Here is a 26,355-nt window from a genome sequence, read left to right as displayed (position 1 = left end):
CTTAAACGACAATCGATCAAGTCCTGACAGGCATGTTCAGCCGCAGTCCTGCCAGAGACAGCCTCAATGAGGGTGACACAAAACCGTTCCCATATATTCAACTATAAATATTATATAAATGTAGGGGCTAAAGTCAAGTAAAATCAAGGAAATAATCAAATCTTACATACCATGGCAGAATATGAACCTAAAGTCCTATATCCTTATGACTAAAGTAGTGCATATTTTCAGAGATTGAAGTATGATAGATCATATCCATCCTGTTGTGATCCTTGCTACATAGAGAAGAGGCGATGCTGTTTGATAAAGAACTTTGTTCGTGCAGACAACCCGATTCTAAATGAACGCTTGTCCGGGAATGAACAAGTATTGCCGCTGCCGTCCCTCTGGTTTGCGAACGAGGATATTTATGAAGAGGACCAAACGCTTCTGACGGGCCTGCTTCGGAGCAGCTTTCAGGACTGGCTAAACGAATCTGCGGGTTCACCGCTTCTGGACGGTTTCCTTTTGCTGACTGATCCACATGGACAAATAATCGCAGCATCGGATCAAGCGAATCCAGATCAATCCATCTCCCATGATCTTCGGCAATTGGCCGAAGAGGCTTCTATAAAAAGAAAGAATCTGATTAGAGGCGGAATTCTGGTTGTGCCGCTTTTGAAAAAAAAGAACGAGGACTGCCTCGCTGTTTTGTTCGCAAGCAATCTTTCCCCCGCCCAAAATTTTGCTGCGCTGCTCGAAACGGCGGCACTTCATTTTCGCGTGCTTTTCTACTCTCATCTCGAGAAGGTGTTTGTGCAGAATTTATTGATCCGGCAGCAATCAAGCGAGAAGGAAGCTTTTCGAAGGGATACGCTGTTTCAGACGGCCAAGCGGCTGCATGACCAGAATGAAGTCACCTCGGTGCTGAATGTCCTTCTTGTGGATGTGGAGAACCTGTACCCGCATGCCGAGGTCGATCTGTACTTATCGCAGGATCATGTTAATGGCGACCCTCGCGTAAAGCCGCTCATGCTGAGGCATTCCGCAGCCGATCTCTATGCACAGGCTTTTCTGGAGGGCAAGCCTGTCATGGAATATGAGGATGATGCTTTATTCAAGCTGGCGATACCGATGAGCGGCAAGCAGGCTGTCTACGGTGTTTTAAGTGTGACGATGAAGAAAAAATATTTGGAAGATTCCGATATTGGAGCGCTTGTCATGCTTTGCGATACGGCTGGCTCGGCTTTTGAGAATGCCAAGCTGTTCGAGCAATCCAATCTGCTGATCGGGGAGCTTCGGCTTATCAATGAGCTGACGAAGCGGCTCAATCAGTCCCTGCATCTGAAAGAAATCTTTCAGTTTGCAATGAGCGAGCTTCTGCATATTTTCAAAGCGGACTACTGCAATGTGCTGCAGTTGAATAACGAAACCAACGTTTTCAAAATGATGGCGAGCAATTTGCCTTCGGCTGCAAACGAAATATATTCCACATCACATGGTTTTTGCGGCATCGTATACGAGACGAAGGAGCCGCTTATTATTTCCGACTACCAAAGTACGCCGGTCGTGTCGTCCAAGCTGATGGACGGGACGGGGTCGCGCTCGCTGATTGCAGCTCCAATCATGGCCAATACGGAAGTGGTCGGGGTCATCATGGTCACTCACAAAAGTCCGAATTACTTTTCATATGATAACTATAAATTGCTGCAGGTGCTGTCCATCCATATCGGCTTGGCTGTTACCAACGCTTCGCTGCATGCGGAGGTGCGGCGGATGGTCATTACCGATAATTTGACAGGCTTGCGGGCAAGGCATTATTTGAACGAACAGATCCAGGCCAGGCAGCGCAAAGACAAGTGCGGATCCCTTGTTCTGGTCGATATCGATTATTTCAAAAAAGTGAATGACACTTATGGACATCAGATCGGTGACCGGATTCTGATCAGTGTCAGCGAAGTGATCCGATCCTGCATCAGGGAAAGCGATATCGCAGCGAGATGGGGCGGCGAAGAACTGGCGGTCTACCTGCCGCAAATCCGTTCCGAGCAGGCTTACCGGATCGCCGAGAGAATCCGCAGCCGGGTGGAGATGCTCACGGACCCCTCCGTAACCGTGTCATGCGGGCTTTCGGAATGGGTCTTTGAGGATGATCTGGTCAGTGTGGAATCTCTTTTTTACCGGGCGGATATGGCGCTTTATGAAGCCAAAAACAATGGGCGCAACCGGGTGTTTGTCGGAGCTTGAGCAAAGGATGAAACGTAGGGGTGAGCAAGGGCTGTCAGAGCCCGAAGCTGCCCCTTTTTTGCGTTATTCGCCGGCAGGCCGCATAAAGTGGGCGTTATCAACAGAGGATATTCTTGAAGAAGACTTTGTTGCATGAGGAGAGAAAAGGATGAAACAATATTTTGCCATAATGGTTCTCTGCTTGACAGTGACAGCAGGCTGCGCTTCATCTGTAGAGGACGGATCGCCCAAGGAGCTGCTTGCTCTGACGGTATCGGGTTTGTCCGGCGTCGATCACTATACGTTCAAGGGCACCACGAATATTGCAACAGGGGACGGGATGGTCATAAAACCGTTGTCGTTTCAAGGCACAGTGAAGGATCATGAACGGCTGGAAGTCAAATCAAGCGATATCGGCTCTTCGGAGGACGTCATCCATCCCCTGGAGCTGCTGAAACAGATTGAGGACACTGCAAGCGCTGCAGAACTCGTGCCGGCAGAATCGGGAAACACGACTGCTGTGCTGCTGGTGAAGACGGAGGAGAAGGCGGCTGCGGAGAAGTGGACTGCCAAGCTGCGCAGCGAATTCAAGGATCTGCAGAACAGTATGCCGCTTGCGGCGGGAAGCGGGATCCGGCAGCAAAGCACGAAAGAGGAGACCGAAGCCAGTTTCCAAAAGGAATGGCAGGCCGAAATAACCCGATCGGGCAGGTTGCTTGAAGACATGCTGTCTACGCTGCAGGTCAGTTCCACCTATAAATTGATTGTGGATAAGAAACGCTTGCTGCCTTTGCGGCTTCAGGAACATACGATTTTGCGCTATAAGACGCAGGGCGAGCAGCGGCAGGAATCCAGAATTTCAGATATTACCTTTCAGGTATTGTCCGATGCCAAACAGAAATGAACCACTGCTCGTGCAGAGTCACTAAAAAAGTGGTAGGATTATAGAAAAAGAAACAGGAGGTAACTTACATGCGTGATCCGCGTCTGCAAGCGCTGGCTGCCAATCTGGCCGGCTATTCCGTCGATGTTCAGCCAGGAGAGAACATTCTGATCGACATGATAGGTTCGGAGCGCGAGCTCGCGATATGTTTAATAGAAGAGGTTGCCAAACGGGGCGGACGTCCTTTTGTCGAAACAAGCGACCGTTCTGTTCTGCGTGCGCTGCTCAAAAATGCAACCAAAGAGCAGATGGAACTGTGGGCATCATTCGATCTGAAGCGCATGGAAGCGATGGATGGTTATATCGCGGTTCGTGCCGGAGAAAATGTAAATGAACTGGCCGATGTCCCAAGTGCAAATATGCTCTTGTACGATCAATTGTACCGCCATCCGATACATCTTGAACGACGTGTAAAACATACCAAATGGGTGGTATTGCGTTATCCGAACGCTTCGATGGCCCAGCTCGCCAATATGCCTACGGAAGCGTTTGAGAATTTTTATTTTGACGTATGCAATCTGGATTATGCCAAAATGGACAGGGCGATGGATCCGCTGGAGAAGCTGATGACAGAGACGAACCACGTCCGACTGGTGGCGCCTGGAACGGATTTATCGTTCTCCATTCAGGGAATCGGAGCGGTAAAATGCGCAGGTCTGCGCAATATTCCGGATGGTGAAGTCTACTCGGCACCCGTGCGCGATTCGGTGCAAGGAACGATTACATATAACACGCCATCCGTTTATTCCGGAGTGACTTTCGAGAACATATCCTTCACTTTCGATAAGGGAAAGATTGTGAAAGCAACGAGCAGCGACACGGTGAAGCTGAATGAAATTCTGGATACCGACGAGGGAGCAAGATATATCGGGGAGTTTAGTCTGGGCTTTAATCCCTACATTTTACATCCGATGAAAGATACGTTGTTTGATGAGAAAATTGCCGGAAGCCTTCATTTCACACCCGGCCAGGCTTACGAGGAGACAGACAACGGCAACCGTTCTGCGGTTCATTGGGATCTGGTGCTCATTCAACGTCCGGAGTACGGTGGGGGAGAAGTATACTTCGATGACCGTCTTATTCGCAAGGATGGAAGGTTTGTCGTACCTGAATTGGAACCGCTGAATCCCGAAAATTTGAAATAAAAGCCCCTTGTCTGTGATACGAAATCGGGTTATGATGAATGCAGCTACAGCAATTATAGCAAATGCAACTAAAAATGGAGGGATTCACATGTCCAACAATGCAGCAATCGTTGACATCTCACAGACGGCGAATAAATTCCGTTCGTCCATCGTACTACAAGCCGAAAATAAATATATTGACGTTAAAAGCATTCTCGGTCTATTCACTACGTTGGTTGGCGGACATTCCTATGAACTTCATGTTCACGGTCCGGATGCGGACGATGCCAAAGCAGCCATGGCAGAAGTGTTTGCAAAACACAGCCTGGACATCAAGATTCTATCCGAATAGCCAACCAAATCAAAAAGAAAGCGCTTCGCCGAATAATTGGCGGAGCGCTTTTGTCGTTTTGACCTTGTACATTGTCCCGTTTTCGTCTAATATAAAGATAAACAAGGGCGATAGCTAGACGCACAAGGGGGAGTACGATGTCTTCATCCGATGTTCTCATTCATCTACATCAAAAAGCGATCAATCTCCTTCAGGAAGATGCTTATAAAATTGAGAAGCTGATCGAAGTGCAAATGGAAAACTTGGCCACGAGAAAATGTCCCCTCTACGAAGAGGTATTGGACACGCAAATATATGGCTTTTCCAGGGAAATCGATTTTGCTATTCGGGCAGGGCTTGTTGCCGAAGTGATTGGCAAAGAGATTATCAGCAAGCTTGAGCGCAATTTGGCACAGCTGTATGAGGCTATGAATAACAAGGTTTAGCCGCGGGCAACGCGGTTTTTTTTTGTTTTCAATCCAGCTGCCGGCGGTTCTCCGATATCAAGGCCACTTGTTTAAACGGATAACGAAGAAGACGCTCCGCAAGCTTGCAGAGCGTCTTCTTCGTGTGCGGCAAAGGGAATTGGCGCTAAACAAGATAAAAGGCAAACCCGAGTATGACATATACGATGATCAACAGAGATCCTTCATACCAGTTCGTCCGCCCGTCCTGGGCTATTGATTTGGCAATAAAGACGGCTACGGCAATAGCAGCCAATTCAATGGGGGTAAATACGATATCCATCGTATTGCCGAATAATAGGCTGATGAAAATAAGCACAGGAGCAACGAACAAGGCAATCTGGAGGCTGCTGCCCACGGCAATTTCCACTGCAGCGCCGATCTTGTTCTTCATCGCCAGCATGACGGCTGCGCTGTGTTCCGCGGCATTGCCGACAATGGCGATGACGAAGGCGCCGACAAACAGCTCCGACAAGCCGAATTTATGGGTAAGGCTGTCCAGCGTGTGGACCAGCCACTCGCTGACGAATGCGGTCATAACCGTAGCGATCACCAGGAAGAGAATAGAGGTCCGCTTGGACCAGGCGGGTTGCTCCCCATGATCCGGCGTTGCTTCCTCCACGTCGGCCAGTACGTCCTTATGGGTGATCATCGAGAACACCAGCCACAGGATATAAGCCACAATCAGAAGTCCGGCGATGGAAAGACTGAGCGTCCGGCTATGCTCGATGGAGAAATGCTCGCTTGAAATAAAGATAGCCGGGATGGCAAGAGCGATAACAGCCAGTATCATCAACGATGAATTGTGGCTGGCCAATTGTACATTGAATCGCTGTTCCTTGAATTTCAATCCTCCGAGAAAGACGCTTGCACCCAGCACAAGCAGCAAATTGCCGATGATGGAGCCGGTGATGCTGGCTTTCACCATATCGAATAATCCTTCCTTGACCAGGAAGATCGCGATAATAAGTTCTGCTGCGTTTCCGAAGGTAGCGTTCAGAAATCCGCCTAATCGCTGTCCGGCGTAGTGGGCCACGCTTTCGGTCGCTTTTCCGAGAAATCCAGCCACGAACAAGATGGCAATCGCGGAAATGATAAATTCGGCAATTGTTCCGAAATGGGCGTAATGAGCGACGCCGCTAAGTACAAACAAACCAATCAATGCTGTGAAAAACAATTTCTGATTCAACGTTCCTGAACACCTCGTCTTTGGATGGGGTAAGTGGAAATCTGATAACACTATAGCGGAAAATACTGGACATGTAAACTGACATCTAAACTTAATCAACATGACTCATTATAATCTTGCTTCGCCAGTTCGCTTCATTTACAATGGAAGCATATTGGAAAAGAGGAGTGTGTGGCATGTCCGATGAAGTTCTTACCGGCATTATTCGAATTGCAGATGATGTAGTCGCCACCATCGCGGGGCTGGCTGCGCTTGAAACTCCAGGGATTGCCGCTATGTCGGGCGGAATATCAGAGGGTCTTGCCAAACGGCTGAGCGGTAAAAATGTTCAAAAGGGTGTAACCGTCGAAGTTGGACAGCTCGAAGCAGCTATCGATTTGCGTGTTATAGTGCAGTATGGCATTCCGATTCAAGAAGTATGCCGCAGACTGCAGGATAATGTTCGCGAGGCTGTAGAGAACATGACCGGCCTGAATGTCGTGGAGGTTAACTTAAAGGTTGAGGGCGTTGCCTTCAAGGAAGACAACGAAGCGGAAGAAACTATGACCCGAATTAAATAATTCATGAGAAACCGTCCCATGTCCGGGCGGTTTTTTTGTGCTGGCGGGAGGAAGGATCGGAGCTTTCCTGGCTGCACAAAAAAAAGCCGACAAGGCTCATCGCTTGTCGGCTTTTGAGGATCTTAACCAATCCGGTGCAGAATGGTTCACCAAGTTAGCTGGCGAACCGGTTGCTGCTCTTATCCGGCTTGTCATGCTCGCGGGATATGCTGAGCAGCACACCGATGCAGGCCAGAGAAACAAGCAGGGAGGAGCCGCCATGACTGATGAACGGCAGAGTAACGCCTGTAAGCGGCATGGCACCGGTGACACCGCCGATATTAATGATGGTCTGTACGGCGAGCAGGCCCACTATGCCTACACCTACAACGGTTCCATAGCTGTCAGGACACCGCAGGGCAATGATGAGCCCGCGCCAGAGGAAGACCAGATAAAACAAGAGAAACAGCACACTTCCGATAAAGCCGAATTCCTCAGCTATGACCGAGAAGATAAAATCGCTGTAAGCATAGGGCAGATACTTCAGCTTCTGCACGCTGTGGCCAAAGCCGGCGCCCGAGAAACCGCCGTGGCCCAAGGCTTGGAGAGATCGCGATAATTGATAGGTACTGCCAAGCTCATCGGCCTCAGGATTTGTAAAAGCCGTAAAGCGGTCGATCCGGTAGTTCCAGCCTGTAGGATCCTTCATCATGGAGATGCTTGCCCCTGCAACGACAATCAGCGAAATGACCACGCCGGCAAGGAAGAGCTGCTTCAGGTTGGCGCCGCCCGCTACAATGATGATAATCGAGCATGCCGCTATAACAATACAAGAGCCCAAATCCGGCTGCAGCATAATCAATCCGCAAATAAAGCCGATGACAATAAACACAGGAACAAGCCCTTTTTTGAAATCCCTGAACTTCTCGCCTTTCTTGGTGATCAGCGAGCCCAGGTAAAGAATGAGTCCGAGCTTGGCAAACTCCGTCGGCTGTATGCCGAGCGGTCCGATATTGAACCAGCTGCGCGCCCCGTTGATTTCTTCACTGACGAATGGAACAATCATAAGCATTATGATAACGGGTACAAAATAAAGAATGTAGGCCTTCTTGAAAACGGTGTAGGGAATGTTCATGATGATAAACATGATCCCGGTCCCGAGCACCGCCCAGATCAGCTGCCGTTTGGTGAAATAGAGCGCGTCATAGTTGTAGTTCTCGGATATGACAGCGGTGTTGGAGCTGGCGCTAAAAACCATCACAAGACCAAAACCGACAAGCACAAGAGTCAGGACGAGAAGTAAAAAATCCGGCCTGCCGCGCAGGCCGTTCGTCTTTTGTTTCATCCGAGGAACAAGCCTGTTAGGCGAGTAGTTTCTTTAATTCTTGCAGCCGTTGTGTAGCCGCATTCAAGATCGGCTGCGGAATGGCTGATTCATAATCAAGCCCGTGCGGAAAGGTAGCCCTGCCTATGTATACGGCTTCCACTTTCAGAACGGTGTGCGGCGACTCCAGCTTGCCCTCAATTGCGCGGACATTAAAACGCAAGAAGTAGTCTTCGCGGTTGGCGCTGTCTTCCAGTTTCAAATCATAGGTTGCGCGATAATATTCCCACTGCCAACGGACGAAGCCGAGCTTGTCCGCAGATTCGTCGAGATGCGCAAGATCGCTTGTCATGCCGTTTAGGCCAGTATTCTCAATAATCATGGATGGATCCTCCTTCAAACGTAAGGGACGTATCTGTACTTACTTCTTATCCATGATAGTATTTTTCACTTACTAGTGCAAGCCTGACTCTGGCGCTGTCTGCAGGCCAAAAGTGACAGCTTTACGAAAAATGATCGCCGAAAGCGGCGAAACAACTTTCAGCACCTTCCATCCTTCTGGTACAATAAGCAGTAGAGAATAAGTCTGGTGTGAGCGAGGGAGGTTTGTGCGCATGGGAACAAATGAAGAAATCGACGCAATGCTGCAAACCGGATATCCGGATATGGTGCAGTGGAGGCGATATCTGCACCGGCATCCGGAGCTGTCCTTTCACGAAAAAGAAACATCGGAATGGATCGCGGGTCAGCTGTCTGCATTCGGTTGTGAAGTGGCAAGAACCGAAGGCGGTTACGGCGTGGTTGCGACGATCAAAGGAGAACAACCGGGGCCGGTCATCGCGCTGCGCGCCGACATTGATGCCCTGCCGATTCAGGATGAGAAATCATGCGAATATGCATCGACGGTTCCCGGAGTCATGCATGCATGCGGACATGATGCGCATACAGCGACGATGCTTGGAATAGCGCGGTATTACAGTGCCAATCGCGCGCAGCTGCAGGGGGAGCGGCGGCTGCTGTTCCAACCGGCCGAGGAACTGACGCCAGGAGGCGCACTCGGCATGATCCGCTGCGGCGTGATCGCGGATGTGGATGTCATATACGGCGTGCATTTGTGGACACCGCTGCCTTATGGTGTTGTGGCAACCCGCAGCGGGCCGCTGATGGCGTCTCCCGATGAAATCTATATTGATATTACAGGCCGCGGAGGTCACGGCGGAATGCCTCATGAGACGGTGGATGCGGTGCTGGTCGGTTCGGCAATGGTGCAGGCGCTGCAGACGATAGTAAGCCGCAATATAAACCCTCTGGAGCCGGCTGTGGTCTCAATAGGCTCCTTTCATGCAGGATCAACCGGAAATGTGGTTGCCGAGCGCTGCAGGCTGACCGGGACGGTCCGCACTTTCAATGAGGGAACGAGAAGCCGGATTAAAGCGCGGCTTGAACAGATTGTCAAGCAAACGGCAGAAATGCATGGCGCAACAGCCGAGCTTGACTACCGTTTCGGATATCCGACGGTAGTAAACGATTCCGAAGAGGCTGAGCGTTTCTTCGAGGTTGCCCGCCGCCGGCTGGGCGAGGAGGCAGTAAGGGAATCAACGCTGATTATGGCAGGGGAGGATTTCTCCTATTATCTGAAGGAGATTCCCGGCTGCTTCATGTTTGTCGGGGCCGGGAATGAGGAGTGCGGCGCTGTCTACCCGCATCACCATCCCAAATTCGACGTGGACGAGCGGTCGATGCTGGTCTCGGCGAAACTGATGATCGCGATGGCCGAGGATTATGCATCAGCTAATGTTTCAAAACAAGAATAATCATTTATAGCAAGCCAAGTGATCCGGCGATGTTGTGCGCCGGGTCTTTTTGCGATTACCTCTTAATAATTCTTAATTTTTTCGTAATACCTCCTTACGGATCATTTTCTATAATAAACAGGCTAGTCAAGTAATCCGCTTATAGAAAAGGAGGCGCCAATGATGGTATTGCCGGTAGTGGACGTCAGAGACGTTAAGAAGATATATGGGAAAAAAAATGAACATCCATTTCTGGCGTTGGATAATATTTCGTTTTTGATTCAGAAGGGAGAATTTGTGGCGGTTATGGGTCCTTCCGGATCAGGGAAAACAACGCTGCTTAATGTGATTTCGACGCTGGATTCCACTTCACAGGGGAGCATCAAGATTAACGGAACCGATATTGCGGGGATGAAAGAGGATCAGCTTGCGGATTTTCGCTCCCGGGAGCTGGGTTTTATTTTTCAGGATTTTAACTTGCTGGAAAACCTGAGCGTTTATGAGAATGTGGCGCTTCCGCTCTCGCTGCAGAACATGCCTTCCAAAGAAATCGGGATCAGAGTGAATAAGGTGCTCGGCACATTAGGCATTGAAGGAATTGCCGACAAATACCCTACGGAGATTTCAGGCGGGCAGAAGCAGCGGACTGCTGCCGCAAGAGCGGTTGTGCATGAGCCGGCGCTCCTTCTTGGCGATGAGCCCACAGGATCCCTCGATTCCAAAAATGCGATGAGCCTGCTTAAGGTCATGAAGAGTCTGAACGAGAACCAGGGAATCTCCATTATGATGGTAACTCATGATGCTTTCAGCGCAAGTTATTGCAGCCGGATTCTGTTTATACAGGATGGCCGGATGTACAAGGAATTACGCCGTACAACGACTCGGGAAATCTTTTACAGACAAATTCTTGATGTTCTGGCGGAATGGGGCACGGTCCAGGATGAATAAAAAGGAGGTGCCCGAGTGTTAATCAAACTCGCATTAACCGGCATGACAAGCAAGTTCAAGAATTATGTTGTCTTATTGGCGGGTCTAATCATGGCGATAGCCATTTTCTATATGTTCCAGACTTTGGCCTGGAATAAGGAATTTATTAAAAGCAATTCGGTAATCAATCATATAGAGCTGGTTTATTTGATGGGTTCCTTTCTGCTGTCGGTTGTGACCTTTTTTTATATTATTTATGCCAGCTCGTTTCTCTTCTCACTGCGTCAAAGGGAATTCGGCATGTATATGACGCTCGGAGCCAGGAAGAAAAAAATTAACACGCTGTTGTTTATTGAAAATATGGTCATGGGCGGTATTTCTTTATTGCTTGGCATCGCTCTTGGAATCGGCCTTGCGGCCGTGGTCGGCCAGCTGATGGCGTCGCAGCTTGATGTGGATCTCGCAGGCTATCATCCGTTATTCGGACCCTCCATCGCCATTACGATTATTTTCTTCATCGCGTTGTTTCTGCTGTCCGCCTTGTGGAATTATGCCAAGCTATCCCGCATGCGGCTTCTGCAGCTGATACATGCGGACAAGCAGCCGGAGCGTATTCCGGTCATGAGCCGGATAAAATGGTTCATAAGCGTGTTAGGTATCTTGGCGCTTGGGATCGGTTATGTATGTCTGGTGTTTATGGAGCAGCTTAGGGAAATCGGGCTGCTGGTGGCCACAGTCATGACTACTCTTGGGACGTATTTGATCTTTATCTCGCTGGTGCCGCTCCTCATAAACCGCTTGAAGTCTGATAAGAGTCAGGCGAATAAAGGAATTCATGCCTTCACGTTCGGGCAGTTAAGCTTTCGGATCAATGGATTGACCAAAATGCTGGCGACAGTTGCGATGCTTATTGCCCTCTCGGCAGGGGCGATTTCCGGCGGGATGGCTTTCCAGAACAATGCTTTTATCGCTGCCGAGAGCTATAAAATCTATGATGTCACCATCCATAACCCGACAGCGGAAGAGCTAAAGCTTCTAAGCGGCACAACGTTCACCGAAGAGCATGCCTATCATTATAAGATGCACGGCCAGACGGTATATTTTCTGCTTGAAGATATGGAGAAGGGCCGTCCGCTGACACATACCGGAACCACGAAGAAGGAGTGGGACCAATATACGAGACTGGCCGACAAGATAGCGGCTGGTTCAATGGATGATGGCTCTTTGTCCCAAGAATGGATAAATTTCTTGTATGAGCTGCAGCCTCCTGCCGTAGAAATCGGGCAGATGCAGCTGGTGGATTCCGGCGCGTTCAATAAGATTGAAGCAGCCAGTCAGGTTGCCATGATCGGCAAGACAGCGAGTTTCACCGCGAATAAACAGACATGGAAGCAGCTCGACCAGATGGAAGCGAAGAAATACGAAAATGTCGGTTATTATCCTCAGAGTAAAAATGAATATTATCAAAGCAAGCTCGGCTTTGCCAGCGGGACTGTATTCATGGGCTTCTTCCTGGGAATCGCCTTCCTGGCGATGATGGCCAGCTGTCTGATGTTCAAAATTCTTAGCGGCGCGAGCCGTGATGTCAATCGATACCGGATGCTGCACAAGATCGGTGTGCGGCGGAGCAGGCTGTCCGCTTCCATATATAAAGAACTGTTTCTGGTGTTTTTGATTCCAGGAGTCGTAGGATTGTCCCATGTGCTTGTCGGAATGAACTTGTTCTCGTTCATTCTGGTGAATCCGTATTACCGGATCTGGATTCCGCTTGTAATCTTTATGGTCATCTATACGATTTATTATTTTCTCACGGTCTATTTGTACAAACGGGCAGTTCTTCCTGGAAAACAAGTATAAAAACATCAAATTATCTCAAACTATAAGAACATGATGGTTTGCGTTCCGCCGGCAGTACCCAAGCGGCCGCGCAAGCGATGTTTTTAGGAGATGATGAGCTTGTTTATGCGCAAGGACCGGCCTTTGATTGTACAGGGCGATTTCACCGTGCTCCTTCATGATCTGCATCCGGACGCAGAGGAGGCGCGTGAGCAGCTGTCCTGTTTTGCCGATTTGACCAAGCGTCCGGGAGACATTCATACCTATCGAATCACGCCGTTGTCGCTTTGGAATGCAGCAGCGTCCGGGATGGGGGCCGATCAGATTCTCGAAGCTCTTGGCGCCCACAGCCGGTACGAGCTGCCCGTTAAAGTAACGAGCGGCATCCGCATGCTGACGGAACGCTACGGCAAGCTGACCCTTGACCGGTCCGAGGAAGGCGATCTCGTATTGTGCGGGGACGAGACGCTGCTTGGCAACCTGGCGGAGGATGCCACAATCTCCGCATTGCTGACTGCAGGAGCGGAGACGGGCCAGCGTCATGCCAGTCCGGAAAACCGCGGGAGCCTGAAACAGGAGCTGGTCCGCCTGGGTTACCCGGTCATAGATCTCGCAGGCTACCGGCACGGGGAGTCCCTGCCCGTCCAGCTGCGTCAACAGACGCTGGGAGGACGCGGCTTCCAGCTGCGCGACTACCAGAAGCTGGCTGTGGATCTGTTCTACCGGGAAGGAAGAGAGGATGGAGGGAGCGGGGTGCTCGTTCTGCCGTGCGGGGCGGGCAAAACAGTTATCGGCATTGCCGCATTGGCCAGCCTGGGCTGTGATACTTTAATCCTTACCTCCAATGTCACCTCTGTCAGGCAGTGGAAAACGGAGCTGCTTGATAAAACAACTCTGGATGACAGCGATATCGGAGAGTATGCAGCCTCTTCGAAGCAGGTGCGTCCGGTTACGATCGCGACGTACCAAATTCTAACCGCCCGCCGCCAGAAAGACGATGAATTCACGCATATGAAGCTGTTTCAGGAGAGGAACTGGGGACTCATCATTTATGATGAAGTCCATTTGCTGCCTGCTCCGGTATTCCGGATGACTGCTGAGCTGCAGGCCACGCGGCGTCTGGGGCTTACGGCTACGCTTGTTCGTGAGGATGGACGGGAGAAGGATGTGTTTTCTCTTATCGGTCCGAAGCGTTTCGACATGCCCTGGAAGACGCTGGAGTCCCGTCAGTGGATTGCCACGGTCCACTGCGCTGAGATCCGCATTCCGCTCTCCACGCCGGAAAAACAGGAATATGAGGCGGCAGAGGCCAAATCCAAATTTCGCATTGCCGGTGAGAATGGGAGGAAAATCGATGCGGTCCGGACCTTGCTGACGAAGCACGAAGGCAAGCCGGCGCTTGTCATCGGCCAATATTTGCAGCAGCTCCATGCCATGGGAGAGGCCCTCCAGGCGCCTGTGCTTACAGGCGAGCTCCCCCATGCCGAGCGCGAGAAGCTTTACGATTTGTTCAAGGAAGGCGCCATTCCGGTATTGGTCGTCTCCAAAGTGGCGAATTTTGCAGTCGATCTGCCGGATGCGGCGGTGGCGATTCAAGTATCCGGAAGCTACGGGTCCCGCCAGGAAGAGGCCCAGCGGATCGGCCGTATTCTCCGGCCCAAGCCCGGCGACAACAATGCCTGGTTCTACACGCTGGTTTCCCAGGATACCAAGGAAGTGGATTTCGCGCATAAGCGACAGTTGTTTCTGCTCGAACAGGGCTATCATTATGAAGTGAGCGACTGGCGGCTGGATAAGAACAAGTGGAAGCGTGAGAGCTACGTTCAGTGGGATGAGAGGCGGAAAATCAATGAATAGCCGCCAGGTTGCCAGCCGTCTGAATGAAGCGGAGCTGCAGCGGTACGCCTCGGCTCCCTTGTGGGCCTCGCCGGGAGTTGCGCTGCCCTGGCCGGAAGCGCTGCGCGACAAGCCGAGCCTGGCTGCCGCCTGGTCGTCTATGCCGCGGCCCGCTGCGGCGGCGCTCAAGATCATCCTTGGGAGGTTTGGCGCGTTGCCCTTCAAGGAGGAGCAGATGCTGGGCTTCAGCGAACCGGGAATCGCAGGAGCGGATTATCGGATCGGGCTTCTTATGCTGGCCGAATCAGGCATTATTTTCGCGGTACGCAAAGGTTGGGGCGAGAAGCTGTATTTTCTGCCGCGCGATACCTTTGTGCCCTGGCACCATACGCTGTTTGGATCCTTTATTCCCCCGGCAGCAGGCGCTGTCGGGGATGCGGATATTATTTTCGAAGAGAATGATGTTTATATCCCGGAGCTGGGACTTCAGCTGCTTCATGCATTGGCTGAGCTGGTGCGGTCGGGTATGCACAAAACGGTCAAAGGAATGCTGACCAAAAGGACAATTGAAAAATGCAGCAGCCAAATGGCCGTACAACCACGCGACCTGTCCCTGATAGGTTTAAAAACAGTTCCGTTTGCCGAATACCCGCTCCCGCTGGCATTTGTTCTTGAGATTGCATCCCGTAAAGGGTGGCTAAGCGAGGATGCAGATGCGTTCAGACTGCATTCCGGCCGTCTGCAGGAGTGGTTTGAGCTTACAGGAGAGCAGAGGGAGTCCGGGCTGCTGCAGCTCGTCATCGAACAATACGCGGTTCTTGACAGCGCCATTGCGGGCGCTGCTGCAGTCACAGCCGCTCTGGCAAGCGGGCAATGGTATAAGATCTCCGATGTGGAGAAGCAGCTTGAACAACACGCCTTCACGGGGGACAAGGAAGGTCTGACGCCCATGCTGCGATGGGTCGGTCTGATGAAAGCCTGCGGTTATATGGAGCTGATGACAACAGCGAGCGGCGGCGGGTTCTTCAGATGGCTTATTTCGCCTGACTTAGTGCAGACGCAGTGTGCCAAGGAGTTTGCAGAGCCGATTGCGGTCTCTCCTGACGGAGATATTTACGTATCCGCCTATGTGCCCGCGGCAGTCAGATGGGAACTGGAGATGGTATGGGAACGCAAAGTCGTCGAAGTGATTACGATCTATCGGGTAACCAAAAAAGCGGCTGTCAAAGCGATGGAACGAAGGTTTACCTGCGGGGATGTCATTGCCATGCTGGAGCGGGCGGCGGATCAGCCGCTGCCGGAGCCTCTCCGCTTTGCCATTGAAGGGTGGATGCAGCAGGATAACGTCACGGAGAATATGGAGACTAGAGCCTGCCAGCCGCTTGATGGAGTTCATCCGCCAGAGATCAAGCTTTATTTTCAGGATCCCTGTGCGCTTCATGCCTATGAGCTGCTTACTGAAGTGCCTTCAATCAGGTCCTTGTTTGGCGGGCTTGAGGAGGTGTCCTCCATGTGGGTGAAGCAGTTAAGATCTTATCATGTCTCAACCCGCAGGGAACTTCTGGAGAAAGCGCTCAGCTGGAGAACGGCAGTCAAGCTGCAGCGCGAGGACGGTCTGCAGCTGTTTGTGCCCCATGAAATCCAGGATTACGACGGGCAGTGGGCCGTTATCGGCCACATTCATGGGGATGATGCGGATATGCGTTCTCCGCTTCGTCTGAAACCGGATATGTGGGGGGAAATGATGCTGGTCATCCCGCTGGAAAGCGATTGAGGGCCAGGGCTTGGATCAGGCGGCAAAAGCCCCCGTTTCTTCTTGAAACCTATTATGGTATGATAGCAAGTAGGCGAAAGCCTAACCTTCATACCAAAGGGGTGGGTACAGTGCAAGCGATACCAATGACTGAGCCTGCCGAGTTTGCGGGAAGCGGTGCGATGCTTGATTTCGTTCCCGATCCATCGCCCTCGCTCGATATGGCAGCATTGCTCATCAACGCTTATGAAATAGGCGACATGATTAATCAATCGGCGGAAGTTGCCGAATATGCATACTGGAAAACAGAAGTCGATCAGAGCCAGGAAGTCAAGGCGCTGATCCGGAAGTTCGAGAAAGCCAAGGAGCTCTTCGATGAATGCCAGCGGTTTGGACGGTTCCATCCCAACTTTCATGAGGCGAAGGATAAAGTGAAAGCCATCGAGAAAGAGCTTGCGGCGATTGAATGCGTGACCCGCTACAAAATCGCGGAGCAAGCGGTGGATGAGCTGCTTCATGACATTGCCAAACAGATCGCCGGCTCCGTGTCCGAAACGATCAAGGTGCCAGGCAACGAATCTTCCGGCGGAGGCTGCGGCGGAGGCGGTTCCTGCGGATGCAGCACCGGCGGAGGCTGCGGATAAGGAAAAGGAGGACGATCGCGAGCTATGTTTTCAGAACGTACCGGCTATATTATTTGGGTCAATGATATCAAATCGGCCCGTTCATTGGAGAAATACGGCAACATCCATTATATTTCAAGGAAAATGCATTATGTCGTGATGTACATGAACAGCGATCGGGAAGAAGAGATTATCCGCAACATTCAACGGCTGCCTTTCGTGAAGAAGACGGAACGTTCTTACCGGAACGAAATCAAGACCGAGTATGAGCGCAATGTTCCTGACAAAACACGGTTTTACAGTTTGTGATCTCACAAGCTTCCGATACCGGTCAACGGAGCGGAAGCTGTTTTTTTAAACTTCTATATCCATAATGTACCAGTATTGGTGCAGCTTTATTTTTATTTTGTATTATTGGACATGCATGCTACAATGGATATAATTATAAACATAGTTAATAAGGCCTACTTCCTGGGGAGGGGTGGATCGTGCGATGAAAGACAAGACGACGGAGAGATGGAGCACCTACGAATCATTTCATGTCGTGTTAGGGGACAAGAAAGTAGCGGATATCGTCATCACGAACCATGCCAAAATTCGCTGGGCGGATCGCGTCGAAAGTGAAAAAACCGGATTTGAGGATATCGCCGATTTCATGTGGCAGTGTCTGAAGCAGGGACGTATTGAGCCTTATTATCGCAATGAGCAGGATGTTTATTTGATCGATGACGATCTGGTATTTGTAGCGGAATTCGCCACTTTGGATAAAGAAACCGATTTGGCCGGCAATCCGCTCCACAAGATGATCGTCGTCACGTTTCTCGGGCGGATGTCCGAGACCATTGAACTACGCGATCTGAAATCGTATTATTCCTGGCTGAGACATTCCCGGCGAATGACCTTAATAAAAAACAGCAGAAAACGGAAATAATCGCCGCATATTTTGTTTAAATAATAAGCATGCGCTTCCAAAGAGCGTATGCTTTTTTCTGTGGAACCGCCTTTATTTCATGATTTGGCATTGGATACTCTTTGCATGGTTTGTTGTATAATGAATTTTAATGAGAGAGAGGATGAATGGGATGGCGCTTAATTTTCACCAGCTCCATATATTTTATACCGTGGCGGAGCGGGGGAGCTTCTCGGCTGCTGCACAAGCGCTTCATATGACGCAGCCTGCTGTAACGATGCAGATCCAGTCGCTGGAAGATTATTTTGGCACCAAGCTGCTTCAGCGCTCCACCAAGAGAATCGAGTTGACGGAAGCGGGCAGAGCCTTGATGCCGTTTGCCCAGCGCAGCATCGATCTGATCCGGGATACGGATGCCTCGATGTCGAAATTTACGAAACAGCTGAAGGGCCGGTTGCAGCTCGGCGCCAGTTTGACCATCGGCGAATACATTCTGCCCCGTCTGCTCGGACCGTTCGGCCAGGAATTTCCCCATATTTCAATCAGCATGAAGGTGATGAATACCGCACAAATCATGGAGGAAATTTTGAACCATCAGCTCAATTTCGGTCTTATTGAAGCGCCTGTCAATCATCCGGACATGCATATGGAGGCGGTCATGAGCGATGAACTGAGGCTTATTGTAGGCAAATCCCATCCGCTGGCCGGTGCCCGGGAGCTGGTTCTGGCCGATGTGCTGGAGTATCCATTTGTGCTCAGGGAGCAGGGCTCGGGGACAAGGCTTGTAATGGAGGAGCAGCTGAGGAACAAGGGTTTCGATCCCGCTGATCTGAAGATCGTGATGGAGCTGGGAAGCACCGGCGCCGTGAAATCGGCCGTCGAAGCAGGTCTTGGCGTTTCTTTCGTATCCGGATCATCCGTCAAGCATGAGGTTGCACTGGGTCTTATTCATACGATTCAAATTACGGACGCCAGCTTCAAACGCCAATTCTATTCGATTTATCTCAAATCCGCGCTGCTGCCTATTTCCGCGGTTACTTTTCTTACTTTTCTGCGTGAAAGGGATCTTCAGCAATGGCTATAGACCGCGTTGATCTCCACAGCCATACGACCGCTTCCGACGGACTGCAGCAGCCCCGGGAGAACGTGCGCATGGCCAAGGAGGCCGGACTTGCAGCAATCGCCATAACAGATCACGATACGGTCGATGGCATCGCGGAAGCGATCGAGGCGGGTAAAGAGCTCGGTGTGATCGTCGTTCCGGGCGTAGAAATCAGCACAGCCGCAAACGGCAGCGATATTCATATTCTGGGTTATTATACGGATTGGCAGAGCGAGTCCTGGCGCCTCAAGCTCGGCAGTCTGCTTCAGACGAGGGACCGCCGGAATCTGATGATTATCGAGAAGCTCCGCAATCTTGGGATTTCCATCACCTTGGAAGAAGTGGTGGAGGAAGCCCGGAAGCAGGGCAAGGAGGGCGGAACGATCGGAAGGCCCCATATGGCCTCCTTATTGGTGGCCAAAGGGATTGTCGCTTCGATCCAGGAGGCATTCGACCGTTATCTCGCCTCCGACGGAGCAGCCTTCGCGAATCCGCCGCGGCTTCATCCCTTCGAGGCCATCGATTGGATTCGGGAGGCTGGGGGCACAAGCGTTATTGCCCATCCCGGATTGTATGGCGATGATGTGCTGGTGGAAGAAATTATCCGCCATGGCGCACAGGGAATTGAAGTCTATCACTCCGATCACGGGCCCGAGGATGAAATCAGGTACATTAGATTAGCTGAGAAGTACAAGCTGATCATCACAGGCGGCTCCGATTATCACGGCAAGCGTGAGGAAGAAGTCTTCCACGGGCCGATCGGGAACCGCACGGTGCATGTGGATGTGCTGAAGCAGCTTGATCCGGTCAGGAGAGGCAGCCTCTAAATTGCAGCGGAATAAAAGCGCCGCGACTTGTCTCTTTAGTCGTGGCGCGATTGGCGGCAATCTAAGTTTTGATCTGCGATGGCAGAGCCTTTAAGCGTTGTTCATCCGGTGTGATGAAGAGCGTTTTTTGATGATCGTAAATAACAAATCCCGGCTTTGCTCCGCTGGGCTTCTTCACATGCCGGATCAGTGTGTAATCCACCGGAATCTGGCTTGATGACCGCGCCTGGCTGTAATGGGCCGCCAGCATGGCTGCTTCCTCCAGCGTCTGTTCGTTAAATTCGGCTGCGCGGATAACGACATGAGAGCCCGGAATATCCTTGGTATGCAGCCAGGTCTCGTTCGCAGAGGCTGTTTTATTGGTCAAAAATTCATTTTGTGTATTGTTCTTGCCCACATAAATCGGAATTCCTTCCGAGGACGTGTAACACAGCAGTGCGGGCCGGGTCGGCTTGCGCTTCTTCGTCCCCCGCTTGCTGCGGTCCCTCAAATACCCCTGTTCGACCAATTCCTCGCGTATTTCATCAATATCCGACAGCGTAGCGCTCTCCAGCTGCTGCAGCAGGGAAGCGATATATCGCATTTCCTCCTGCGCCTGATCCATCTGCTCGCCTACCACCGTCAGACTGTTCTTATGCTTGGTATATCTTTTGAAATATCGCTGCGCATTTTGCGACGGGGTGAGCTGCTTATCAAGCGTGATAGTGACCGTCCGCTGCTCCTCGTCATAATAGTCAACAACGTCCACCGACTCATCGCCCCGCTGAATCTGATGCATATAGGTGGTGATAAGCTCGCCGAGAATGCGGAATTTGTCTGCGTCCTGAGCATCGTTTAGCGTCTCCTGCAGCTTCTCCAATTTCTTCACGTTCTTGTTGTACTCATTTTGCAGAAAGCGAATCAGATCCGACACGCGCTGCTTCACGGTGTCCCGGGTTGCTTTATCTCCATAAAAGGCTTCCAGGCAGGAGCTGATTGTATCGTAGCTCTCAGATATGCCTGTTAAATGAGTAAGCGCAGTCACGGAGAATGCCGATTTTCCGGTAGTCTCATCTGTAATGATTTGCGGATCGTACTGTTGGTCGTGAAACGTGTTCATCATTTGGTCAAATGCAGGCCACAGGACCATAGGATCATCGCTCAGCTTGGCCTGGATCCCGCTGCGGTGAACGATTTCTTTGGCCAGCAGCGGACTCATTCCGCTGAAGGCTGCCACCAGCCATTTGTCCGGTGCCAGAACAGCGGGGGGAGCAGGCGGCTTATCACTGAATTCAGTATCTTCCGGCCGCTGAAGCACTTTGGCAGCCTGGGCTTCGATGATGGAGGCATACCCGCTTTCCGTTGTAACGGTAATCGGATCACGCTTATCCTGCTCCGGAGGCGCAGCGTACACTGCACCCGGCATGACGATCCGGAAGCTGCTGATTGCCGGCGTAACATGATGAATGCCGTCATGGATGATCCGGGTAGCGGCATCGATCAGAATGATATTGCTGTGTCTGCCCATGATTTCGATGATGATGGTTTTTAAGGAAATATCGCCGAGCTCATCCCGCTGGCGTATGTCAATATGAATAATGCGCTCATTGTCGATCTGGCGGACATCCTCGATCAGACCGCTTTCACAATGCTTGCGGAGCAGCATGCAGAACATGGGTGCCTGGGTTGGATTAAGAAAGGATTGCTCCGTCCAATGGACCCGGGGATAAGTGGGATTTGCAGAAAGCAGCAGCTTGCTGTTTGAACCCCTGCCTTTAATCTGAAAAACCAGGTCATGGTCGGTGGGCTGATGTATTTTATGAATGCGCGAACCGATGCAGGATTGCAGGTCGTTTACGATCGCGCGGGTGACAATACCGTCTAAAGCCATGCGTGTTCAAATCTCCTTTGTAATGGTTCATCTCTCTATCATGCCATAGTTGGGACAAAAACTTAAGCCCCCGTTGGGATATTTTGCAGGTTGTCCGAATACATTTAGGCAATATAGGCTGTCCGCCGGGCGGCAAGTAACGGGAGGGAGACAGGGCATGGAACAAGGAAAGTGGCATCAGATGGGGACAGATGAGCTGGCACAGTCGTTTCAAGGATCCTTGGAGACCGGTCTTACGCCGGAAGAGGCAGCAGACAGACTCAGCCGTTTTGGGCGCAATGAGCTGACGGAGGGAAAGAAAGCTTCACCCTGGAAGCTGTTTTTTGGCCAATTCAAGGATTTCATGGTGCTTGTGCTCATAGGCGCAACGCTGATCTCAGGCTTGCTTGGCGAATATTTGGATGCGATCACGATTGTAGCCATTATTGTCATAAATGCGGTTCTCGGATTTGTACAGGAATACCGGGCGGAAAAATCGCTGCGAGCCCTCAAGGCGCTGTCAGCGCCGGCTGCAAAGGTCATGCGGGGATCCACGGTTATCGTTCTGCCTGCAAGCGAGCTTGTTCCAGGCGATATTGTATTGGTGGAGAGCGGGGACCGGATTCCGGCCGATATCCGGTTCATCGAAACCAACAGCTGTTACGCGGAGGAATCCGCTCTTACCGGAGAATCGGTTCCGGTCGGGAAGCACAGCCTGCCAATTAATGAAGCGGATCTGCCGCTGGGGGATCAGCGCAATATGGGCTTCATGGGAACTATGGTCACACGGGGTACAGCCAGAGGCTTGGTCATTCGAACCGGCATGGATACCGAGATGGGTAAAATCGCCGATTTGATCCAGCAAACGGATTCCATGGAGACGCCGCTGCAGCATAGATTGGAGCAGTTGGGCAAAATTTTGATCGTTGTCGCGCTTGGCTTGACTGTTATTGTGGTGCTTGCGGGTATCCTGCACGGGCAGCCTGCTTACGAAATGTTCCTCGCGGGAGTCAGCCTGGCTGTCGCCGCAATTCCCGAGGGGCTTCCGGCCATCGTGACCATCGCGCTTGCCCTTGGTGTGCAGCGCATGATCAAACGGAGGGCGATTGTCCGCAAGCTGCCATCCGTTGAGACCTTGGGCTGCGCATCCGTAATCTGCTCGGACAAAACCGGTACATTGACACAAAACAAAATGACGGTCACAAATTTGTGGATTGGCGGACGTCAGATGCAGGTAACCGGCGAGGGTTATGAACCGGTTGGCGCAATTATGGAATCCGGGAATGCACTCGATACGAAGCATGATCTGTCGCTGCGCCGGCTGCTGCAAATCGCAGCTCTTTGCAACAATGCTGCTTTGTCGCAGGTCGAGGTGGATCCGGACATCAAGCGCAAGAAAGGCAAAGATACGGCTGTCAATGAAGAATGGGTGCTCAAGGGTGATCCTACCGAAGGGGCATTGACCGTACTTGCCGCGAAGCTGGGCATCACGATGAAATCAATGGAAGGTCTTTATAAACGGGTTAAGGAATATCCCTTCGATTCCGAACGCAAGCGCATGTCCGTGCTCGTCACCCATCAGGGAGGACGGTTGATCTGCACGAAGGGCGCGCCGGACATGCTGATGGATCGCTGCGCTTATGTGCTGTGGGACGGCAAAGTCGTTCCGTTCACCTCAACGCTGAAGCAGAAGGTAACGGATGCAGGTGAAGCGATGGCGCTATCCGCAATGCGGGTCCTGGGGTTCGCTTACCGCGATTTGCGGCCGCAGGACGCTACGGAGGTCGAAGACGACGTTGAATGCCAGCTGATTTTTGTCGGTCTGAGCGGAATGATTGATCCCCCGCGGCGCGAGGTGCGGGAGGCGATTGCAACCTGCCGCAGAGCGGGAATCAAGACGGTGATGATTACAGGAGACCACCAGCTTACGGCAGAAGCGATTGCCGGCCAGCTGGGCATCATGCCAAGGGGCGGCTTGTCCATCAGCGGCCAGCAGCTTGCAGCCATGAGCGAAGAACAGATTGATCGTCTCGTCGATAACATCTATGTCTATGCGCGTGTATCCCCCGAGCACAAGCTGCGGATCGTCAAAGCTCTTCAGCGCAAGGGCCATGTCGTCGCGATGACCGGCGACGGCGTCAATGACGCGCCGGCAATCAAAGCGGCGGATATCGGAATTGCGATGGGCATCACGGGAACGGATGTGTCGAAGGAAGCGGCTTCCCTTGTGCTCAGTGACGACAACTTCTCCACAATCGTAGCAGCTATTGAAGAAGGCAGGGGGATCTACGAGAATATCCGTAAATTTATCCGCTACCTGCTTGCCTCGAACGTAGGCGAAATTCTCACGATGTTCCTGGCGATGATGGCCGGTCTTCCGCTGCCGCTGGTGCCCATCCAGATTCTGTGGGTGAACCTGGTTACCGATGGCCTGCCGGCGATGGCGCTGGGTGTGGATCAGGCCGAGAAGGATCTGATGCAGCATAAGCCGCGCTCTGCCAAAGAGAATATATTTGCCAGAAGGATGGGCTGGAAAATCATCAGCCGCGGTATTCTGATCGGCGTATGCACCCTGGCTGCCTTCTGGATTACCTTGAACAAGGACCCAGGCAGCACGTCCAATTTAGTGGAGGCTCAGACGGTTGCTTTTGCCACCTTGGTTATGGCTCAGCTGATCCACGTATTCGACTGCCGCAGCTCGCGGTCGATCTTTCACCGCAATATTTTTCAAAACAAATATCTGCTGCTTGCCGTCCTGTCGTCCGTGCTCCTGATGCTGGGAGTACTGTATATCGAAGCGCTGCAGCCGATATTCAAAACCGTTCCGCTCGGCTTCCGCGACTGGTGTCTGGTGCTTGTAGCAGCCGGCATTCCGACCTTCCTCATGGGCATCGGCAGCGTGCTTGGCACCACAGAGAAGAAGAACAAAAGCAACTGGCCGCTTAAAGGCTCCCGCACACTGACGAGATGATCCCGTACTATTTTGATTAAGCCGCACCCGGCGAGGGTGCGGTTTCTTTTTGTTTGGAGAAGCGCATATTTTCGGTTTGAGCGAGGGATTTGTTTCCGTTCAAATTCCGTTCATAATCGGGGTGTATGCTTCAATCTAGAAGTGGTGAGATGTTAAATAAAACCAAACTATAGAGGATGAGATGATATGGAAGCTATTCAAAATCAAGTGCAGAGCCTGCTGGATGAATTGACTGGCAGCGGGAGGGAAGACGGTGTTCAAGTGGCCGTCTATCATCATGGTGTGCTGATCGTCAATGCCTGTTCTGGAAAAGCCGACCGAAAGACGGGCCAACCGGTGGACGAAAATACGCTCTTTGTTGCAATGTCCTGCTCGAAGGGAATCACCGCAACGGTTATTCATATGCTGGCCCAGCAAGGGAAACTGGATTACGATGACCGCATTGCAGACTATTGGCCCGCATTTGCAGTGAACGGCAAGCAGGATATTACGATCCGGCATGTACTTAGTCATGAAGCGGGAATTCCCCAGATGCCCGAGAACAGCACCGTGGATATGATCTGCGATTGGGATGAAATAATTGGGGAGGTGGAGCGGCTTACGCCTGTTTGGGAGCCTGGAACCAAAACGGGCTATCACGGTTTTACCTTCGGCTGGATTCTGGGCGAGATTGCGCAGCGGGCCGATGGCCGCCCGTTTGCCCAAATTGTCTGCGAGGAAATTTGCAAGCCGCTCGGCATATCGGTGGAGCTTTACTTCGGTGCACCGGAGGCGGCGGAGCCGCGGATTGCCAAGCTGAGCGGAGAGCCGCTGCCGTGGGACGAAATGCCGGATGAAATGCTGTTGAAAAGAATGCTGCCGCCATCCGTCTCGCCAAACAACAATTTGTCAGCCTGGAACGGACCGAGCGTACATCAGGCCGTCATGCCGGCATCCAACGGCATCATGACGGCAAACGCGCTCGCGAGGATATATGCCTCCTTGATCGGAGACGGTGTAGATGGTGTAAGGCTGCTTACACCTGCCCAGTCTTGGGCAGCTACCGGGCTGCAGACCGAGCAGCCGGATGAAATCTTCCTGGGCCTCCCCATCCCCAAGGCGCTCGGATACTGGCTTGGGGGAATCAAAGTGGGACTGACAGCAATGGGTTCCAGACAGTCCGCATTTGGCCACACCGGCAACGGGGGCATGATTGGATTCGCCGATCCTGAGCATAATCTCGCGATCGCGATCCTCAAAAACCGAATGACCTATAACCGCGGCGAGCAGGAAACGGATATATTTCTAACCACTAAAATCAGACAATTACTAAATCTTCCAATCTAACACGGCAACTCCCTCAAAACCCTGCCCGGTTCCACAACCGGAGCAGGGTTTTGTTTCGAGCCCCAACGGGGCACCAGGTACCAAAGGTACATGGAATGGAAGTGAGTCACGTAAGGGATGTAAACGCTGCATGCTCATACCTGATCAGGGAGCATCTCTGTCCATCCAACGTTATTCAAGCCCCAACGGGGCACCAGGTACCAAAGGTACATGGAATGGAAGTGACTCACGTAAGGGACGTAAACGCTGTATGCTCATACCTGACCAGGGAGCGTCTCTGTCCATCCAACGTTATTCAAGCCCTAACGGGGCACCAGGTACCAAAGGTACATGGAATGGAAGTGAGTCACGTAAGGGACGTAAACGCTGCACGCTCATACCTGACCAGGGAGCGTCTCTGTCCATCCAACGTTATTCAAGCCCTAACGGGGCACCAGGTACCAAAGGTACATGGAATGGAAGTGTGTCCCGCAAGGGACGTAA

The 26,355-nt window shown here is 51.7% G+C and carries 22 protein-coding genes; 18 read left to right on the top strand and 4 right to left on the bottom strand.

Features of this window, described 5'->3' with window-relative positions:
- Nucleotides 1–300: 300 nt before the first annotated feature.
- The 5 genes from AC0YNV_RS30810 to AC0YNV_RS30790 all read left to right on the top strand — a co-directional run bounded on the left by AC0YNV_RS30810 (nucleotide 301) and on the right by AC0YNV_RS30790 (nucleotide 5,049).
- Nucleotides 301–2,226, top strand: coding sequence for a sensor domain-containing diguanylate cyclase (locus AC0YNV_RS30810; protein ID WP_475771444.1), 1,926 nt, complete (start codon nucleotides 301–303; stop codon nucleotides 2,224–2,226).
- Nucleotides 2,227–2,374: 148 nt separating this feature from the next.
- Entirely contained in the window at nucleotides 2,375–3,109 is a 735-nt protein-coding gene (locus AC0YNV_RS30805) for a hypothetical protein (RefSeq protein ID WP_475771443.1), read from the top strand.
- Between the two features lie 68 nt (nucleotides 3,110–3,177).
- Nucleotides 3,178–4,293, top strand: a complete 1,116-nt coding sequence (locus AC0YNV_RS30800) for an aminopeptidase (RefSeq protein WP_475771442.1) — start codon at nucleotides 3,178–3,180, stop codon at nucleotides 4,291–4,293.
- Between the two features lie 88 nt (nucleotides 4,294–4,381).
- The gene (locus tag AC0YNV_RS30795) at nucleotides 4,382–4,624 is read left to right on the top strand and encodes an HPr family phosphocarrier protein (protein ID WP_475771441.1); all 243 of its coding nucleotides are present in this window, start codon (nucleotides 4,382–4,384) and stop codon (nucleotides 4,622–4,624) included.
- A 137-nt stretch (nucleotides 4,625–4,761) separates the two neighbouring features.
- A complete protein-coding gene (locus AC0YNV_RS30790; RefSeq protein ID WP_188992183.1) occupies nucleotides 4,762–5,049 on the top strand; it encodes an Fpa/YlaN family protein in 288 nt (95 codons plus the stop codon).
- Nucleotides 5,050–5,194: 145 nt separating this feature from the next.
- On the opposite strand, the gene cax is transcribed toward AC0YNV_RS30790, so the two are convergent.
- A complete protein-coding gene (gene cax, locus AC0YNV_RS30785) occupies nucleotides 5,195–6,256 on the bottom strand; it encodes a calcium/proton exchanger (RefSeq protein ID WP_379113349.1) in 1,062 nt (353 codons plus the stop codon).
- Between the two features lie 176 nt (nucleotides 6,257–6,432).
- Here cax and AC0YNV_RS30780 point away from each other — a divergent pair, with 176 nt between their 5' ends.
- Nucleotides 6,433–6,816, top strand: coding sequence for an Asp23/Gls24 family envelope stress response protein (locus AC0YNV_RS30780; RefSeq protein WP_475771440.1), 384 nt, complete (start codon nucleotides 6,433–6,435; stop codon nucleotides 6,814–6,816).
- A gap of 154 nt (nucleotides 6,817–6,970) precedes the next feature.
- Here AC0YNV_RS30780 and ftsW read toward each other — a convergent pair whose 3' ends face one another.
- Nucleotides 6,971–8,140, bottom strand: coding sequence for a putative lipid II flippase FtsW (gene ftsW / locus AC0YNV_RS30775; RefSeq protein ID WP_475771439.1), 1,170 nt, complete (start codon nucleotides 8,138–8,140; stop codon nucleotides 6,971–6,973).
- Nucleotides 8,141–8,156: 16 nt separating this feature from the next.
- Nucleotides 8,157–8,501, bottom strand: a complete 345-nt coding sequence (locus AC0YNV_RS30770; RefSeq protein ID WP_475771438.1) for a YugN family protein — start codon at nucleotides 8,499–8,501, stop codon at nucleotides 8,157–8,159.
- A 232-nt stretch (nucleotides 8,502–8,733) separates the two neighbouring features.
- On the opposite strand from AC0YNV_RS30770, the gene AC0YNV_RS30765 reads away from it, so the two are divergent.
- The 10 genes from AC0YNV_RS30765 to AC0YNV_RS30720 all read left to right on the top strand — a co-directional run bounded on the left by AC0YNV_RS30765 (nucleotide 8,734) and on the right by AC0YNV_RS30720 (nucleotide 19,726).
- Nucleotides 8,734–9,933: a M20 family metallopeptidase gene (locus tag AC0YNV_RS30765; RefSeq protein WP_475771437.1), complete on the top strand. Its 1,200-nt coding sequence runs from the start codon at nucleotides 8,734–8,736 to the stop codon at nucleotides 9,931–9,933.
- Nucleotides 9,934–10,095: 162 nt separating this feature from the next.
- Nucleotides 10,096–10,860: an ABC transporter ATP-binding protein gene (locus tag AC0YNV_RS30760; protein ID WP_475771579.1), complete on the top strand. Its 765-nt coding sequence runs from the start codon at nucleotides 10,096–10,098 to the stop codon at nucleotides 10,858–10,860.
- 15 nt (nucleotides 10,861–10,875) lie between these two features.
- Nucleotides 10,876–12,696, top strand: a complete 1,821-nt coding sequence (locus AC0YNV_RS30755) for an FtsX-like permease family protein (protein WP_475771436.1) — start codon at nucleotides 10,876–10,878, stop codon at nucleotides 12,694–12,696.
- Nucleotides 12,697–12,801: 105 nt separating this feature from the next.
- Nucleotides 12,802–14,532: a DNA repair helicase XPB gene (locus AC0YNV_RS30750; protein ID WP_475771578.1), complete on the top strand. Its 1,731-nt coding sequence runs from the start codon at nucleotides 12,802–12,804 to the stop codon at nucleotides 14,530–14,532.
- The gene (locus tag AC0YNV_RS30745) at nucleotides 14,525–16,285 is read left to right on the top strand and encodes a hypothetical protein (RefSeq protein ID WP_475771435.1); all 1,761 of its coding nucleotides are present in this window, start codon (nucleotides 14,525–14,527) and stop codon (nucleotides 16,283–16,285) included. The genes AC0YNV_RS30750 and AC0YNV_RS30745 overlap by 8 nt, the downstream gene beginning before the upstream one ends.
- A gap of 161 nt (nucleotides 16,286–16,446) precedes the next feature.
- A complete protein-coding gene (locus AC0YNV_RS30740) occupies nucleotides 16,447–16,908 on the top strand; it encodes a YlbF/YmcA family competence regulator (RefSeq protein ID WP_475771577.1) in 462 nt (153 codons plus the stop codon).
- Between the two features lie 24 nt (nucleotides 16,909–16,932).
- Nucleotides 16,933–17,196, top strand: a complete 264-nt coding sequence (locus AC0YNV_RS30735) for a YlbG family protein (protein WP_210039983.1) — start codon at nucleotides 16,933–16,935, stop codon at nucleotides 17,194–17,196.
- Between the two features lie 184 nt (nucleotides 17,197–17,380).
- Complete coding sequence (locus AC0YNV_RS30730) at nucleotides 17,381–17,818, top strand: hypothetical protein (protein WP_188992175.1); 438 nt, start codon at nucleotides 17,381–17,383, stop codon at nucleotides 17,816–17,818.
- Between the two features lie 151 nt (nucleotides 17,819–17,969).
- A complete protein-coding gene (locus tag AC0YNV_RS30725; RefSeq protein WP_475771434.1) occupies nucleotides 17,970–18,881 on the top strand; it encodes a selenium metabolism-associated LysR family transcriptional regulator in 912 nt (303 codons plus the stop codon).
- Nucleotides 18,872–19,726 carry a PHP domain-containing protein gene (locus tag AC0YNV_RS30720; protein WP_475771433.1) on the top strand — a complete coding sequence of 285 codons (855 nt, stop codon included), beginning with the start codon at nucleotides 18,872–18,874 and terminating at the stop codon, nucleotides 19,724–19,726. Before AC0YNV_RS30725 ends, AC0YNV_RS30720 begins: the two co-directional genes overlap by 10 nt.
- A 61-nt stretch (nucleotides 19,727–19,787) precedes the next feature.
- On the opposite strand, the gene AC0YNV_RS30715 is transcribed toward AC0YNV_RS30720, so the two are convergent.
- Nucleotides 19,788–21,596 carry an Rqc2 family fibronectin-binding protein gene (locus AC0YNV_RS30715; RefSeq protein ID WP_475771432.1) on the bottom strand — a complete coding sequence of 603 codons (1,809 nt, stop codon included), beginning with the start codon at nucleotides 21,594–21,596 and terminating at the stop codon, nucleotides 19,788–19,790.
- 157 nt (nucleotides 21,597–21,753) lie between these two features.
- On the opposite strand from AC0YNV_RS30715, the gene AC0YNV_RS30710 reads away from it, so the two are divergent.
- Nucleotides 21,754–24,546: a calcium-translocating P-type ATPase, SERCA-type gene (locus AC0YNV_RS30710; RefSeq protein ID WP_475771431.1), complete on the top strand. Its 2,793-nt coding sequence runs from the start codon at nucleotides 21,754–21,756 to the stop codon at nucleotides 24,544–24,546.
- A gap of 186 nt (nucleotides 24,547–24,732) precedes the next feature.
- A complete protein-coding gene (locus tag AC0YNV_RS30705; protein WP_475771430.1) occupies nucleotides 24,733–25,872 on the top strand; it encodes a serine hydrolase domain-containing protein in 1,140 nt (379 codons plus the stop codon).
- Nucleotides 25,873–26,355 lie beyond the last annotated feature (483 nt).

Source organism: Paenibacillus sp. JT31N11 (genome assembly GCF_056269285.1).
The sequence above is the reverse complement of the archived record's forward strand: the minus strand, read 5'-3'. Positions and strand labels throughout refer to the sequence as shown.

Coding starts and splice junctions, on each gene's coding strand:
- AC0YNV_RS30805 (WP_475771443.1), top strand. CDS start 2,375: ATGAAACAATATTTTGCCATAATGGTTCTCTGCTTGACAGTGACAGCA.
- AC0YNV_RS30800 (WP_475771442.1), top strand. CDS start 3,178: ATGCGTGATCCGCGTCTGCAAGCGCTGGCTGCCAATCTGGCCGGCTAT.
- AC0YNV_RS30795 (WP_475771441.1), top strand. CDS start 4,382: ATGTCCAACAATGCAGCAATCGTTGACATCTCACAGACGGCGAATAAA.
- AC0YNV_RS30790 (WP_188992183.1), top strand. CDS start 4,762: ATGTCTTCATCCGATGTTCTCATTCATCTACATCAAAAAGCGATCAAT.
- AC0YNV_RS30780 (WP_475771440.1), top strand. CDS start 6,433: ATGTCCGATGAAGTTCTTACCGGCATTATTCGAATTGCAGATGATGTA.
- ftsW (WP_475771439.1), bottom strand. CDS start 8,140: ATGAAACAAAAGACGAACGGCCTGCGCGGCAGGCCGGATTTTTTACTT.
- AC0YNV_RS30770 (WP_475771438.1), bottom strand. CDS start 8,501: ATGATTATTGAGAATACTGGCCTAAACGGCATGACAAGCGATCTTGCG.
- AC0YNV_RS30765 (WP_475771437.1), top strand. CDS start 8,734: ATGGGAACAAATGAAGAAATCGACGCAATGCTGCAAACCGGATATCCG.
- AC0YNV_RS30760 (WP_475771579.1), top strand. CDS start 10,096: ATGGTATTGCCGGTAGTGGACGTCAGAGACGTTAAGAAGATATATGGG.
- AC0YNV_RS30750 (WP_475771578.1), top strand. CDS start 12,802: ATGCGCAAGGACCGGCCTTTGATTGTACAGGGCGATTTCACCGTGCTC.
- AC0YNV_RS30745 (WP_475771435.1), top strand. CDS start 14,525: ATGAATAGCCGCCAGGTTGCCAGCCGTCTGAATGAAGCGGAGCTGCAG.
- AC0YNV_RS30740 (WP_475771577.1), top strand. CDS start 16,447: ATGCTTGATTTCGTTCCCGATCCATCGCCCTCGCTCGATATGGCAGCA.
- AC0YNV_RS30735 (WP_210039983.1), top strand. CDS start 16,933: ATGTTTTCAGAACGTACCGGCTATATTATTTGGGTCAATGATATCAAA.
- AC0YNV_RS30730 (WP_188992175.1), top strand. CDS start 17,381: ATGAAAGACAAGACGACGGAGAGATGGAGCACCTACGAATCATTTCAT.
- AC0YNV_RS30725 (WP_475771434.1), top strand. CDS start 17,970: ATGGCGCTTAATTTTCACCAGCTCCATATATTTTATACCGTGGCGGAG.
- AC0YNV_RS30720 (WP_475771433.1), top strand. CDS start 18,872: ATGGCTATAGACCGCGTTGATCTCCACAGCCATACGACCGCTTCCGAC.
- AC0YNV_RS30715 (WP_475771432.1), bottom strand. CDS start 21,596: ATGGCTTTAGACGGTATTGTCACCCGCGCGATCGTAAACGACCTGCAA.
- AC0YNV_RS30710 (WP_475771431.1), top strand. CDS start 21,754: ATGGAACAAGGAAAGTGGCATCAGATGGGGACAGATGAGCTGGCACAG.
- AC0YNV_RS30705 (WP_475771430.1), top strand. CDS start 24,733: ATGGAAGCTATTCAAAATCAAGTGCAGAGCCTGCTGGATGAATTGACT.